The organism is Arsukibacterium sp. UBA3155 (assembly GCA_002364615.1).
GTDB lineage: Bacteria > Pseudomonadota > Gammaproteobacteria > Enterobacterales > Alteromonadaceae > Alishewanella.
This window is the reverse complement of the sequence record DEYP01000002.1, coordinates 129450-142526: the sequence shown is the minus strand read 5'-3', so window position 1 is coordinate 142526 and position 13077 is coordinate 129450. Positions and strand designations below refer to the sequence as shown.

General features: G+C 47.0%; 11 protein-coding genes. All 11 read right to left on the bottom strand.

Annotation, left to right across the window (positions count from 1 at the left end; genetic code table 11):
* Window positions 1-75: 75 nt before the first annotated feature.
* The 11 genes from B2X65_RS00730 to B2X65_RS00680 all read right to left on the bottom strand — a co-directional run bounded on the left by B2X65_RS00730 (window position 76) and on the right by B2X65_RS00680 (window position 13041).
* The gene (locus B2X65_RS00730; RefSeq protein ID WP_290609885.1) at window positions 76-1914 is read right to left on the bottom strand and encodes a protein kinase domain-containing protein; all 1839 of its coding nucleotides are present in this window, start codon (window positions 1912-1914) and stop codon (window positions 76-78) included.
* 33 nt (window positions 1915-1947) lie between these two features.
* Window positions 1948-3408, bottom strand: a complete 1461-nt coding sequence (locus tag B2X65_RS00725; RefSeq protein WP_290609883.1) for an AAA family ATPase — start codon at window positions 3406-3408, stop codon at window positions 1948-1950.
* A gap of 91 nt (window positions 3409-3499) precedes the next feature.
* Complete coding sequence (locus B2X65_RS00720) at window positions 3500-5131, bottom strand: dihydrolipoyllysine-residue acetyltransferase (RefSeq protein ID WP_290609881.1); 1632 nt, start codon at window positions 5129-5131, stop codon at window positions 3500-3502.
* Window positions 5132-5140: 9 nt separating this feature from the next.
* Complete coding sequence (locus B2X65_RS00715; protein WP_290609879.1) at window positions 5141-6118, bottom strand: alpha-ketoacid dehydrogenase subunit beta; 978 nt, start codon at window positions 6116-6118, stop codon at window positions 5141-5143.
* Window positions 6118-7302 (bottom strand): thiamine pyrophosphate-dependent dehydrogenase E1 component subunit alpha, encoded by a 1185-nt coding sequence (locus tag B2X65_RS00710; RefSeq protein ID WP_290609877.1) that lies wholly within the window; start codon window positions 7300-7302, stop codon window positions 6118-6120. Before B2X65_RS00710 ends, B2X65_RS00715 begins: the two co-directional genes overlap by 1 nt.
* A gap of 178 nt (window positions 7303-7480) precedes the next feature.
* Window positions 7481-8527 (bottom strand): succinylglutamate desuccinylase, encoded by a 1047-nt coding sequence (gene astE, locus B2X65_RS00705; RefSeq protein ID WP_290609875.1) that lies wholly within the window; start codon window positions 8525-8527, stop codon window positions 7481-7483.
* Window positions 8528-8579: 52 nt separating this feature from the next.
* Window positions 8580-10370, bottom strand: a complete 1791-nt coding sequence (locus B2X65_RS00700) for a tetratricopeptide repeat-containing diguanylate cyclase (protein WP_290609873.1) — start codon at window positions 10368-10370, stop codon at window positions 8580-8582.
* Between the two features lie 35 nt (window positions 10371-10405).
* A complete protein-coding gene (locus B2X65_RS00695; RefSeq protein WP_290609872.1) occupies window positions 10406-10693 on the bottom strand; it encodes a hypothetical protein in 288 nt (95 codons plus the stop codon).
* Entirely contained in the window at window positions 10690-11190 is a 501-nt protein-coding gene (locus tag B2X65_RS00690; protein ID WP_290609871.1) for a GNAT family N-acetyltransferase, read from the bottom strand. Before B2X65_RS00690 ends, B2X65_RS00695 begins: the two co-directional genes overlap by 4 nt.
* Window positions 11191-11242: 52 nt before the next feature.
* Window positions 11243-12043, bottom strand: a complete 801-nt coding sequence (locus B2X65_RS00685) for an SAM-dependent methyltransferase (RefSeq protein ID WP_290609870.1) — start codon at window positions 12041-12043, stop codon at window positions 11243-11245.
* A 32-nt stretch (window positions 12044-12075) separates the two neighbouring features.
* A complete protein-coding gene (locus B2X65_RS00680) occupies window positions 12076-13041 on the bottom strand; it encodes a hypothetical protein (RefSeq protein ID WP_290609868.1) in 966 nt (321 codons plus the stop codon).
* Window positions 13042-13077: the final 36 nt, after the last annotated feature.

Below are 13077 nucleotides of genomic sequence, written 5' to 3'. Positions count from 1 at the left end.
TGAAAGACTGCCCATAGCCGTATGAATTCTGCAGCATCAAGCATAAACTGGTTACAAATCGCACAAAATGTACCATCAACCGCCAAATCGCATTGGGTTTGCCGGGTAATAACAGGCACTGGTCTGCGGCTGATGTCCGAAAAAACGGGTATCTTTATAAGGTAATTTCATAAAGCCACCGACGCCCTCACCGCTGATCAGCGGAACTTTGCGCAGAATACTGGCCAGTAATGATGAAAACTCGGGTTCGGCGGCGCTATCTAATAACCGGTAGTAGCTATGCACTTTCATATAAAGTGATGTGACTTCAAAAATAATACAACCGGTATGCCGGATCAGATTAAGTTTGGCAATATCATCCATAATCGCTTCTGGCAAAACGAGCTGCTCGTCCGGATCTTTACCATCTTCAAAATAGGAATGTTGCTTGCTAGCTTCTTCCTGGCTGGCAACCGGCGCATTCTGATAAGGTATCAGGGCTTTAGATGGCACAATAAACGGCTGTTCAACTGTTTCACGACTAATATGGATAGTATTACGGGCATCAAACAAACAGGCTTTAAACACACCGAGTTTACCAATAGCCCGGCCAAGATTAACGACATTATTTACCGCATGGCTGAACGCCACTTTCAGACTATGGTCGTACAAATTTAAACTGGAATCGATATAGACACCGCCAGCTTGCCAATGAATTGCCAGGCCACCTACAACAGGGTAGCGAGCCAGCCGCCCTACTGCAGCGATAAACGCTTTCTCGGTCTCGCCCATTCCTTCCAGATAATTTTTGTAATAGCGCTCCAGTTGCACATCATCAACATAATGTAAGTCGGCTTCTTCCTGATGCTCACGTAAAAACGATTTTCTAGAAGAATAGACAACGGTATCCAGCTCTTGTTTTTGAGCGCTACACCAGACCGGTAACAATGCCTCGTCAGGAAGTAATGGCAGCGCGGGCAACACCAGTTGGCTTAATTGCGGCATTCTGCTGATAAAATAATCACCGGCCTGCTGGCGCAAATTCGGGTCATCAGCCAGCATGCTGTCCAGCATAGTGGCAAACTCTACCGGTAACCCTAAACTGCGTGCTGGTATGGCCAGGCGGCCAAAACGACATGATTGTGCCGATGCTAAAGCATACAGCGTACTGGCAATGCCCTGCTCATCAAATCGTGGACTGGAAAGTGCTCCGGTACGTTGCTCCGGGCCAATAAAATAAACATCACCCATTCTGGCATTGGAATGCTGTAAATCAGCAGACATTAACTGCATTACATTATTTGCCAGATACTGTCCCTGACTATCTAGCTGAGCATGGACGGAAGATCCCCAGTCTATTAAACTTATCTTGCCGGTTTGCTCGTCAAACACCAGATTAGAAGGCTTAATATCACCATGCACGATTGGCGCACTATTACCATGGATCTGTTGCTGGCGCAAAAATAGCAGTAACTCAGCCAGTTGTGCGGCGATATCCACCACCAGGCGCACCGATAAACGCCCTACTTTGAGGCTGTATTGCTCTAAATCCAGGCCCGCGGCCCGACCCATCATTAATATCCCCTGCTTTTTAATCACCTGATAGGTAACGTAAGCCGGTACCGCGGGATGTTTTACCAGTGACAGCATATAAGCTTCGTCGGCCAAACGCTCCTGAATATGCGGCGCTAAATTTATCCTCGAAAACTTAAACACATAAGACACCCCATCCAGGCCAAACCCGGCAAAAGCAAAACCATAGGCGCCTTTGCCAATCAGTTCTATCTGGCGGTATCCCAGTTTTTCCAGTTCTTCAATACAAAGCGCCACCCAGTCCTTAAGCTTTTTAGCGTCATTCGCATTGAGTAGATAGACCGATTGCTCTTCCGGTATATAGAAGTTTCGCAGCGGGATCTTGTCGGTTTTATCTGGCATGGCTTTCCTGTTAATGATGCTTACTGGTAATAGCTATGCCATAACACAACGTTGCTCTGCCCAGCGGCGCAGGCTGTTGATCCGTTCGGCCATTACAATTGACAAGGGTTGAGTTTCATTCAGTTCGGCCATTAAATGCTGCAGGCTGAAACGGCCACCATCGGTATGCATACGATAACTGGCACTCACTACGGCCTGCTCCAATTCAGCACCTGAGAACCCCTGCGCCAGCGCAACACATTGGTCAAGCTCTGTATCGCTTAAGCTTAACTGCCGGCGCTGCAAGTGCAATCCCAGCAGCGCTTTAATTTGTTTATCGTCAGGTAAGTCGACAAAAAATATTTCATCAAAGCGGCCTTTTCGTAGCAGTTCCGGTGCCAGTTCGTCGATATTATTCGCCGTGGCAACCAGAAATACCGGTTTGGTCCGCTCTGCCATCCAGGTTAGCAAGGTTCCGAGGATCCTCCGGGTAACGCCGTTATCGTTGTCACCGCCCGCCAGGCCTTTTTCTATTTCATCAATCCATAGCACACAAGGTGCCATCGCATCAGCCTGAGCCAGCGCCTGACTGAGGTTCTTTTCGGTTTCGCCAATATATTTATTATACAGTGCAGCCATATCCAGACGTAATAGCGGGATCGCCCAGGCGCCAGCAATAGCCTTAGCAGTCAGACTTTTGCCACTTCCCTGTACTCCGGTCAATAAAATACCTTTAGGCGTATCCGCGCCATTATGTCGAAATGCATGCTGACGTTGTGCAAGCCAACGTTTAAAATTGGTCAGGCCGATGACGTCGTCCATACCTTTTGTATCGAATATCTGACTCAATGTGCCGCCACTTTGTAGCATACTAAACCTCGCTCGGGTAATTCGTGGCAGATCAGCCTGCGTTATTGCGCCATCATCCGCGACCGCCTTGTACGCCAGGCGTCTCGCTTCATCAAAGGTTAACCCGACTAAGTTTTGCACCAAGGCGCTGACATCTGCCGGAGCCATGGCCACTAACTGGCCATGCTCTCGGCTGTATTTATCTGCAGCTTCATTAATCATTTGCCTGATCTGCTGCTCGCCTGGCAGTGACAACTGAAACCGGTAACTTAACCGCGCCAGTTCCGGTGGGGTTTCGAGGGCATAACTTAATAAAATCAGGGTGTGACCCAGGCTTTCGTGCGCCTGAGCAATTTCTTTAAGAAAACGGATGTGACGGGGTTCCGTTAAAAACGGATGAAAGTCACATAATACATAAATACCGGGCACCCGCGTGCCCTTAATTTGTGCCAGTAGCTGCGAAGGTTCAATGTTAAAAGCTTGCGGACTGCTCTCCCGATCGGTCCGTTGTAACCCGTCAGTAATGGTCCATTGAAAGACCGGTCGCATCAGGTTTATTGCCAAACGCTTTATTAATGCCAGTGCCCGTAACTCTTCATAGGTTTCAATGACAATAAGGGGGCTTTTAGCCTGCACTAACACTCTTAAGTCTTCAAACTCGTACATTTTCGTTCCCTGTACCCACGGTATTATTCACCATAAAAAAACCCACTATCAAAGTGGGTTTTTATCAGAAACAGCCAGCGTTGCCAACTGCTTAAATCATGCTAACGAGCATCGAGGTCGGTTGCTCCAGATACTGTTTCCACAAATTGGTAAAGCGGGCAATCGTGCCTCCGTCGATGATCCGGTGATCGCCGGACCAGCTTATTTGCATCAGTTGCCTTGCTTGCACTTCGCCTTTGGCATTAAAGCGAGGCAACGTCTGCACCTTACCAAGCGCCACTATTGCCACTTCCGGTTTATTAATAATAGGCGTAGCGACCGTGCCACCAATTGCCCCAATATTAGAAATGGTAATGGTACCGCCTTTTAAGTCTGCCGGACTAACCCGCCCTTCGCGGGCCGAATCGGTTAAGCGACTAAGCTCGCGGGCAATATCAACAATAGATTTCGCCTGACAGCCTTTTACATTGGGTACCAGTAAACCCACTTTACTATCAACCGCCACACCAATGTTATGCTCGCTAAAGTAACGTAACTCCGTGCATTCGCTGTTTGGCTGGCTATTCATTACCGGGAAATCTTTAATTGCCAGCGATAACGCTTTCATAAAGAACGGCATCATCGTCAGCTTAACGCCTTGTTTGGCATAGCTGTCTTTCAGACTTAACCGCAGCGCAATCAACTCAGTCAAGTCAATCTCTTCACAGTAAGTAAAATGCGGAATTGTGGCGACAGAATCCGCCATCTGACGGGCCATTGCCGCTTTAATGCCTTTGATAGGCTCCACTTTGTCAGCAGTCTGATTGCCACTGCTCACTTGAGCCGAACCTGATGCGGATTGAACCTGTGCCTGGCGATTACTGCCTGCCTGCGAACCCGCACCATCAGCAAACGCTTTAACATCTTCTTTGTAAACCCGGCCTTTATCACCTGAGCCAGGCACTTTAGCCAAATCAATGTTCAGCTCTCGGGCTAACCGGCGTACAGCAGGGCTGGCTAATGCCTTGCCGCTGGACGCCACAGTGCTGTTGCCAGAAGCGTTATCAGTGGTGCTGCCAGAAGTGCTGCCAGAAGCGTTGCCAGAACTATTACCAGAGTTGTCGTTACCGGCTACTGCCGCAGTTTGTTGCTTAGCGGGCGCTGAAGCCTGTGCAGCCTGTCCGGCTATTTGCATCGCAAATAGTGGCGAATGCACTTTGGCAATCTCACCTTTGGCATAATACAATTTAGTGACCACACCTGAGTATTTAGCCGGAATTTGCACCAGGGCTTTATCGGTCATCACGTCACAGACCGGCTGATCTTCGACAATACTGTCGCCTTCGGCTACCAGCCAGTCAACAATTTCACATTCTACAATACCCTCGCCAATATCCGGCAGTATAAAGTCTTCTGTGTTTTCAGTGGTGTTAGTTGCCGCCGGTTTTACGCTATCTGATGACTTACTTTCGCCAGTCGGTGCAGCAGCGCCGGCTACGGTTTCATCTTTAACTTCCATGGCAAACAGCGGCGCATGCACTTTAGCAATCTCGCCTTTGGCGTAATACAGCTTGCTAACCACACCGTTGTGGACAGCAGGAATTTGCACCAGGGCTTTGTCCGTCATGACATCACAAACCGGTTGGTCTTCCTTTATGGTGTCACCTTCGCTGACCAGCCACTCAACAATCTCGCACTCGACAATACCTTCACCAATATCCGGCAGTATAAAATCCTGTTTCATACTATCTCCTTAGAAATTGACCGAGCGCATAATGGCTTCGTAAGTTTTAAGATGATCAGCCACATATTCTTTTTCAAGTGCAAGCGGATACGGCGTATCTAAACCGCAAACCCGGGCAATCGGGCTTTCCAGATGCAGGAAACACATCTGCTGAATGGTAGCGGCAATTTCACCGGCAAAACCGCCGGTTAATGGCGCTTCATGATTTATAACCAGCCGGCCGGTTTTCTTAACGGAAGCGGCAACAGTGTCGGCATCCCAGGGTAAAATACTGCGTAAATCGATAACTTCACAGGAAACACCTTGATCCTGTGCCATTGCCACCGCTTTATCAACAATCTCCATTTGGGCGCCCCAGGCTAAAACTGTAATGTCTTTACCTTGCTGCACAACTTCTGCTTTGCCCAATTCGATTTCATAATAGTCTTCAGGCACTTCACCCGTTGACGCCCGGTACAGTTTTTTCGGTTCAAAAAATATTACCGGATCCGGGCTGGCAATAGAGGCCAGTAATAAACCTTTTGCCTGATACGGATCACGCGGTATCACCACTTTAAGGCCTGGAGTATGAGCAAAATAGGCTTCAGGTGACTGGCTGTGATAATGACCGCCAGCAATGCCACCACCATAGGGACTGCGAAACACTAAACCGCCAACATCGAACTCGTTACCTGAACGATAGCGGAACTTTGCGGTTTCATTGACGATTTGATCAAACGCCGGAAAAATGTAGTCTGCAAACTGAATTTCCGCTACCGGCTTCATACCTTGTGCCGCCATACCATTGGCGAAACCGGCAATACCTTGCTCGGTTAACGGGGTATTAAAGCAGCGGGCTTTACCGTACTTTTCCTGTAGTTTGCTGGTTGCCCGGAATACACCGCCAAAATGACCAACGTCTTCCCCAAAGCATACTACGGCATCATCTTTTGCCATGGCTAAATCAAGCGCATTGTTAATCGCTTGCAGCATATTCATTTTGGCCATTAGTCCATTCTCCCCGACGTCACCGGATACGCATCCGGGTATTTTCTGATATGTTGTTTTAATTCATCTAATTGTTGTTGTAACGCCGGGATCGGCTGTTGATACACATCAGAAATTAAATGTTCTATTCCAGGTTTCGCTACTTTTTCAGCAACTTTCAGTGCATCCAGAATTTCACCACGCAGCGCTTCAATTTTTGCTTTATCCGCGTCTTCGTCCAGCCAACCCTGCTTTACCAACCATAAGCGAAAACGTGATATCGGGTCGGTTTTTCGCCATAACTCTTCTTCTTCTTTCGAACGGTAGCCACTTGGGTCATCCGAAGAAGAGTGTGCGCCTAATCGATAAGCCATGGCTTCAATTAATACTGGCTCGTTATGCTCAAGTGCATAGTCTCTGGCCATTTTAGTAGCCTGATATACCGCCAGAATATCAGCGCCATCTACCCGCAGCGCTTTCATGCCATAACCCACGGCCCGACACGCTATACCATCGCCAACAAACTGCTCATTAGCGGGAGTAGAGATGGCATAGCCATTATTGCGACAGAAAAATAGCACTGGTGCCTTGTGAACGGCAGCCATATTTAGGCCCGCATGAAAATCCCCTTCCGATGCCGCACCTTCACCAAAGTAACAAATAGTGGTGTTTTTCAAACCACGCAGCTTCTGAGCGTACGCGTAACCACTTGCCTGCGGAATTTGCGTGCCAAGTGGTGACGATATTGTCATGTAATAAATGTCTTTACTGCCATAATGCACTGGCATCTGACGACCTTTACCCAGATCTTTCTCGTTAGAGAACAGCTGGTTCATAAACTGCTCAAGGCTAAAACCGCGGTAGCGCAATGCGCCTTGTTCACGGTATTGCGCCATAATCATATCTTGCTCATCCAGAGCGGCAGCACTACCTACTGTAGTCGCCTCTTCGCCCAGACACTGCATGTAAAAACTGATCCGGCCCTGGCGTTGTGCGGCCAGCATCCGCTCATCCAACACCCGGGTAAATACCATAGTGTCATACATTTTCAGGGCGGTTTCTTTGTCCAGGCTCGGTTTATCGGCACCGTCATAAAGGTTGCCATCGTCTTTAAGAATTCGCAGAGTAGGAATTTTTAACGCATCACCAGCAGTAAAAGCTGCATTATGCACCGTGGTGATGGTGGCATTATTTGGGTTCGTCATAGCTATCTCTTGGGTTGTGGACACGCTGTCGATTATGGTTATTTGCCGGGAACTTTACCTTTACGTAAACTGCATTGCAACCGTGCTCAGGCACAAAAAAACCTGACAGCCCGCTGAGCTGTCAGGTTATATTTACTGTTTGCCAGCCATATTATATTACTGGCCTTACAGCAGGGTTTTATTGCAGATTATCTATTACAGAGCTTGGCACCACCATTAACATTGCCCGCTGGCCTATCGCTACATTAGCATTGGGAAAAATCAAAGCTTCACCTTCTTGTTCAACCCGGTATTCAATATTTCCATCTGTGGCTAACAGACTTCCTAAAGGATAACTGGTGAAGTTTTCAATATCGTCAGCAAAATGCAGTTTGAAGTCCTCCGTTTGCTTAATAATAGAGCGATATACCTGATACATATTAAACTGACTATGATCAAAGGCGCCGGATTTTACCGGTTTATTGCAGATTAACGCCCGTAAACTGCTATCCGCCTTGGCAAAGCGCGCCATATCGTTCTGACCAAACGGCTTAACCTTGCCAAGTTCAATGGTAAAGGAATTTGCACCATGTTCATTTGAAGCATAATAGCTAAAAGTGCTGGCCGGCGTTTGCATCAACAACACGGTATACACATCACATGCGGCTAAAAACGTAAACTCGGCCTGGCGCCAGGGCTTGCCATGCAGATAAGGATACACCGCAAACTTTTCAAAACGGGAACCGCGAATAGCGGTATGCAAGTCATACAAACTGCGGTTACGCATAACGTTATTGGTTACGGGTAACCCTTGGTAGAACTGAGTAACATACTGCTCCAGCGCTTTTGCACGCTGCCTTTCCGGATTAATTAAGCCCGCCCCTTTACTGTGATGACCAGAGAACAGTCGGTTAAGATTTTCAGTAATTTCACGAGTACCGGCATTAATCGCTGGTGGGTTTCCAAATAGTACCAATAACCGGACGTTGACCGCTAAACGCCCGGTCAGGATGTCTTGTACTATAGCAGCACAAATTTCAATGGGTGCGGTTTCGTTGCCATGTACACCACATGACAACACCACATCTTCAGTTGTTTCCCCGGCGGGCTCAAAGCTTATTACCCCACTATCCCATACCTTGACTTCAATACCATTAGCTAATGTAAATCCGAAGGGGGCTAAACCCAGAGGATTATTCAGGGTAAGTTTAAGAAAATCATCAGCAGGTATTAGTTGCTGTGCCATACATCGTCACTCCTTCCACTTGGCAGCTGTAGCGTATGCTTTATTATTGCGCTTATTGATCAGTTTTCTGATATTCGACCACCTGATTGCGGCCCATGGCTTTTGCTTCGTACATGGCCTTGTCAGCATCTGCCAACAACTGTTTGTTATCGTATCCACTGACAACACTGCCGCTGACGCCAAAGCTGGCGCTGAGGCTGAATTGATGCTCACTACTGCTGCAATCAATACTGGCGATGGCATCCCGGCATATCTCGGCAAGTAAGGTTGCTTTATCTAATTCACAACCGGGCATCATAATAACAAACTCTTCGCCGCCAATCCGGCCAAATATATCGTTTGATCGCATAAACTGCTTACATGCCTGCACGATCTGCTGCAGTGCCCAGTCTCCGGTGGCATGACCAAACCGATCATTAATGGTTTTAAAGTGATCCAGGTCGAACAAGATTATCGCCACCGGCAAGTGTTTAGCCTGGCAATACTTTAATGTCTGTTTGGCCTGGTTATTAAAATGGTAGCGGTTACTGATACCGGTCAGTTGATCGTACTCTGCCATTATTTTAAAACGTTTTCGCCCGGTTAATCCCTGGTAAGCCAGCACCAGAGCAATACAGCCAATCAGGGCCGCTAACAGCAACAGCAAACGACTGTTTTTCACTTCTTCCTGATAAATGCTTTGTTGTAAAAACAACAGTTCGTTGTCTCTGTCCAGTAAATTAATCCGTTGGTTTTTTAATTCAATCTCCGACTTAACGGTATGATAAGCCGCCTGTTGTTTAGCTTTACTGGCATTAAACTCTTCCTCGACCTGATACTGTTGCTCCAGATACTGCAAAGCCAGTGCGTAGTTTTTTTGCTGTTTAGCAATCTGATATAAGGTGGCGTAGGCCTCTACCAGCGCAACGTTATTAGGGCTGCTCTTTGCGCTAAGCAACGCCTGATTCGCTAGCGTTGCAGCCTGCTGAATATTATTTAGCTGCAGCTGAGCCTGAGCGGCGAGAACTTGGACTTGCGATATCAACATCGGATAATGCGTGTTTTCTATCTCTTCAATATACTGCTGATAAATTGCCAGCACTTTCTCAGGTTCGTTATTCTTTAAAAAATGCCGCATTAAATGGTGTCTGGCTATATTTGCAGGAATGAATTCTCTGGCCGCTACACATTCATCTATCACAATATTTGTTTCATTTTCAGTAGCGACACTGTCAACTTTTTTAAATTTTGCTTCAACGCCAATGACATTTATCCGACACGCTAATTTTTGGGGTATTGAATTAAAATCGATATATCGCAAATATAATAAAGATAAATCATAGCGTTCGAGTTGGTTATAAGTAAACATCACTAAGACAATAACCTGCGCCATCAATTCAGGATCAGTAATAGCAGATATGTTATTGGTTAACTGTTCAAAATAGGAAAAAGCCAGTTCATGGCGATTTGACAACAAAAGGACATTCACGGCCAGCATACGGGCTTTAATAATCATGGTTGGATCTGAAGAAGCGTCCAGTAATTGGGTCAGTACAGGCAATACCCTATCATATTGCCCTAGCAGGGCTTGTTCATAGGCATTCAGCAACATTAAATACTCAATATCAGCCGTCTCAGACAATTGTAATTGCCTTAATCTGGCCAATCCGGCTCTAAATTGAGATTGATCTTCCAGTCTTATATTGTCCAGGTAGGTTAACTGTTGTTGAATGGTCAGAGCTTGCTCAGCAGTGGGTTCCTCAGACAATTTAGCAGGTTCATTTGCAAAGCCTGCAGGTATCAGAATAAGCAGCGTTAGCAACAGCGCAGCGCTACCCGTAATGACTTTAATTAGAACATTCATAAGGTCAGTGCTGCTGTTTTTTTCTACTCATTAATTTAAACCGCCCGCTTAATTTCAGGATCTGCAGGCTCGGGTGCATCCTCCGGCTGCTTTTTGGGCTCATCGTCAGGCGTCGGCTCTTCTGCCGGCAGGATCATACAGACAATTTTATTATTGGCATGAAGCAATTGTGCCAATTTAATATCGTCATGCTGACATATTGCCTGCTGGATTGCCGGGTCCAGATTTAACGGGTTAACAACCTGCTCAAGCTGAGTATCAGCAAGATGACGCAGCGTAGCATCCTCTCCTAACCGTTGTAATAACTGCAATACATTATTCATGCGAAGCGTCCTGTATCTGTAATTTTATTATTATTATGTAATTTATAGTAATTACCTTGCTTACAATACACAAAGCCCAGCTCGCTAACCAGCTTTATTGCAGCCAGATTGCCGTCGGTAATCCTGCATATTATGTGTATGACCTGGGGCAGTTGCAGCAACCTCTGACATAAACTGATAAGCGCAGTAACAGCAAGACCTTTACCCTGGGCGAACGGTAGCAGCATAATACCAATCTCCGCGTTAAAACGATTGGCATGTACTGAGGTATTAAAGGTTACGGCCATTAACCCGGGAGTGGTGTTCGCTGCCGGGTCAGTAATAGTCAGAAATAACCGGCTATTTGGCTTAAGTTCAGTCGATGCCGCTAAGTTTTGCTGAAGCGCCGCAGCAAAGCTGCAGGTCAACTGGCTGTCAGTTAACGGCTCGCCAATCCATTGCATTACCGCTTTGCTGGTAAAAAGCTGCCGGTAGAGCTTTTGATCTGTCGCAAGCAACAGCCTGACACTTAAAAAGCCAGCGTCAAAACAAACAACAGGGGCACTAGGGTTATTGAGCAACGTTGTTATCTGCCTGTAGTGCGGCCAGTTTATCCAGCATGGGCTGGTTAGCGACCATCTTGGTCGCCGGCGGGATCACCAGAGTAGTTTTCGGATCCATCGGAGCACTTAGCAAATCGGCAAGCGACAAATAAGTAATCCGCGGCTGCTGAATGGGCAGGGTTACTGCTTCATATAATATTACCTGATGGCTTAACGGATAATGTGCAGCTAACAACTCAATAAGTAACTGCCGGTAACGGGCGTCAGTACTGCGTTTGGCCAGGCTGAGATCTCCCGCCACCCCAACCTGCCACAAAATAAGATATGCTGCGGTATCAATAGTGCGTTTATAATACATAAACTGGCTGGTTTCAAAATGCTGACAACCATAAGCACCAGGGTCGATAGCCAAATCCGCTATCAGGCAATCCTCTGCTGAAATACCGGGCTCCATATGGGCGGCAAAACCCGCAGCTTTCGCCTCGGCGATGGCCTTATGCGGTACCCAGGCAAACACCCCGGGGTGACCGTAAAACGCCCCCACCACTTTTTTATTTAGCCGTACCTCGCTCAGCATAGCTGCAACCATTTGCTGATAGCTAAGCATCCGCGATACACCCGTCTGATAATAGGGCTGTAACGAGCGAACATCGGCATTCATCTCGCCCACCCATTGTTCAGTAATACCATCTGCGACTAATAAAAATACTACATCGGCTTGTTCAATATAGCTGCGACTTAACGGACTAATATGCGAGCCCAGGGTCATACCGGTACCGACACAAACTAAACTGCCTGTTTGCTTCACGTGTTGCTCCACTATCACTATCACTATAATTTTTAATTTTGTTCAGTTGACCCTGCAGCCTCATCAAAGGCGCGTAAACCTTGCTCATTGAACATGTTAAAGTCAATACTGCTAACGTCGCTGTGCCACATTCTTAATACTTCCAGAAACTCCGGGTCTTGTCTTATTTGCGGCATCACGCGATTTATTCGTGATATTTGTTCCTTACCCCAGGCATTATTTGCGCAACCTATGGCACCAGCCACCGGCTGTTGATCATTTTCTGAAATAGCGATGGTTACCATATTACGGTTGTATAGCTGCTGAAAATAGTTAGCAATCATCGGGTAATCAATGGTGTAATCAAGCCTGCCCGAGCTGATCATATTCAAAATGGCCACAGAGCCGCCCGGGCCTGAGCGGGCCAGATAAGGGTCATGTTCATTTATTAAGGGTTGCAACACACCATAACGCCGACCCGAAGGATAGCCCAGCCGGAAGCGAGTGTCAGCCAGTAATGTGGCTAAGGAAATCGGCTCACCATAGAGTGCCTTTAACGTTTTCGCCGTATTTTCATCAGTAATGACATGATGCGGGTAATAAAGGTGCGTTGGCATACTGTAAACTGCTCTGTCCTCTCCTTCTGGTTTAAAGATCATGCAGGGAAAACACACCGGTTCTTTGTTGTCTAATGCCTGAGCAATTCTGGGCTGGGGCATCACCAGATACCTTGGCCGGGTATCTGACATGTAACGATGCACCACTTTAATTAACACATCACATACCCCCTGACGCTGATATTCGCCATGGATCACATGAAACGGCGGAGCGTCAGTAATGGCCCAGTTTAACCTGTCTTTCTCTTCGGTATCGTCAGTGACTTCTGGCCTCGCCTGCATTTCATTAGTTATTTGCAATGTATGGCTTGTCGTATTGGCCGCATGCACCGTTACGGCCACTGTTAACCCATAACCAAGTAGTAAAATATACATTAGCTGGCCAACTACCTTTCTGAACAATAGTAACACCTGCCCTGACCTCACCTAATCTGCTAA

Bases quoted from the DNA above. Each gene is read 5' to 3' on its own strand.
- B2X65_RS00710 (WP_290609877.1), bottom strand. From the start codon at position 7,302: ATGACGAACCCAAATAATGCCACCATCACCACGGTGCATAATGCAGCT.
- astE (WP_290609875.1), bottom strand. From the start codon at position 8,527: ATGGCACAGCAACTAATACCTGCTGATGATTTTCTTAAACTTACCCTG.
- B2X65_RS00730 (WP_290609885.1), bottom strand. From the start codon at position 1,914: ATGCCAGATAAAACCGACAAGATCCCGCTGCGAAACTTCTATATACCG.
- B2X65_RS00695 (WP_290609872.1), bottom strand. From the start codon at position 10,693: ATGAATAATGTATTGCAGTTATTACAACGGTTAGGAGAGGATGCTACG.
- B2X65_RS00700 (WP_290609873.1), bottom strand. From the start codon at position 10,370: ATGAATGTTCTAATTAAAGTCATTACGGGTAGCGCTGCGCTGTTGCTA.
- B2X65_RS00720 (WP_290609881.1), bottom strand. From the start codon at position 5,131: ATGAAACAGGATTTTATACTGCCGGATATTGGTGAAGGTATTGTCGAG.
- B2X65_RS00725 (WP_290609883.1), bottom strand. From the start codon at position 3,408: ATGTACGAGTTTGAAGACTTAAGAGTGTTAGTGCAGGCTAAAAGCCCC.
- B2X65_RS00715 (WP_290609879.1), bottom strand. From the start codon at position 6,118: ATGGCCAAAATGAATATGCTGCAAGCGATTAACAATGCGCTTGATTTA.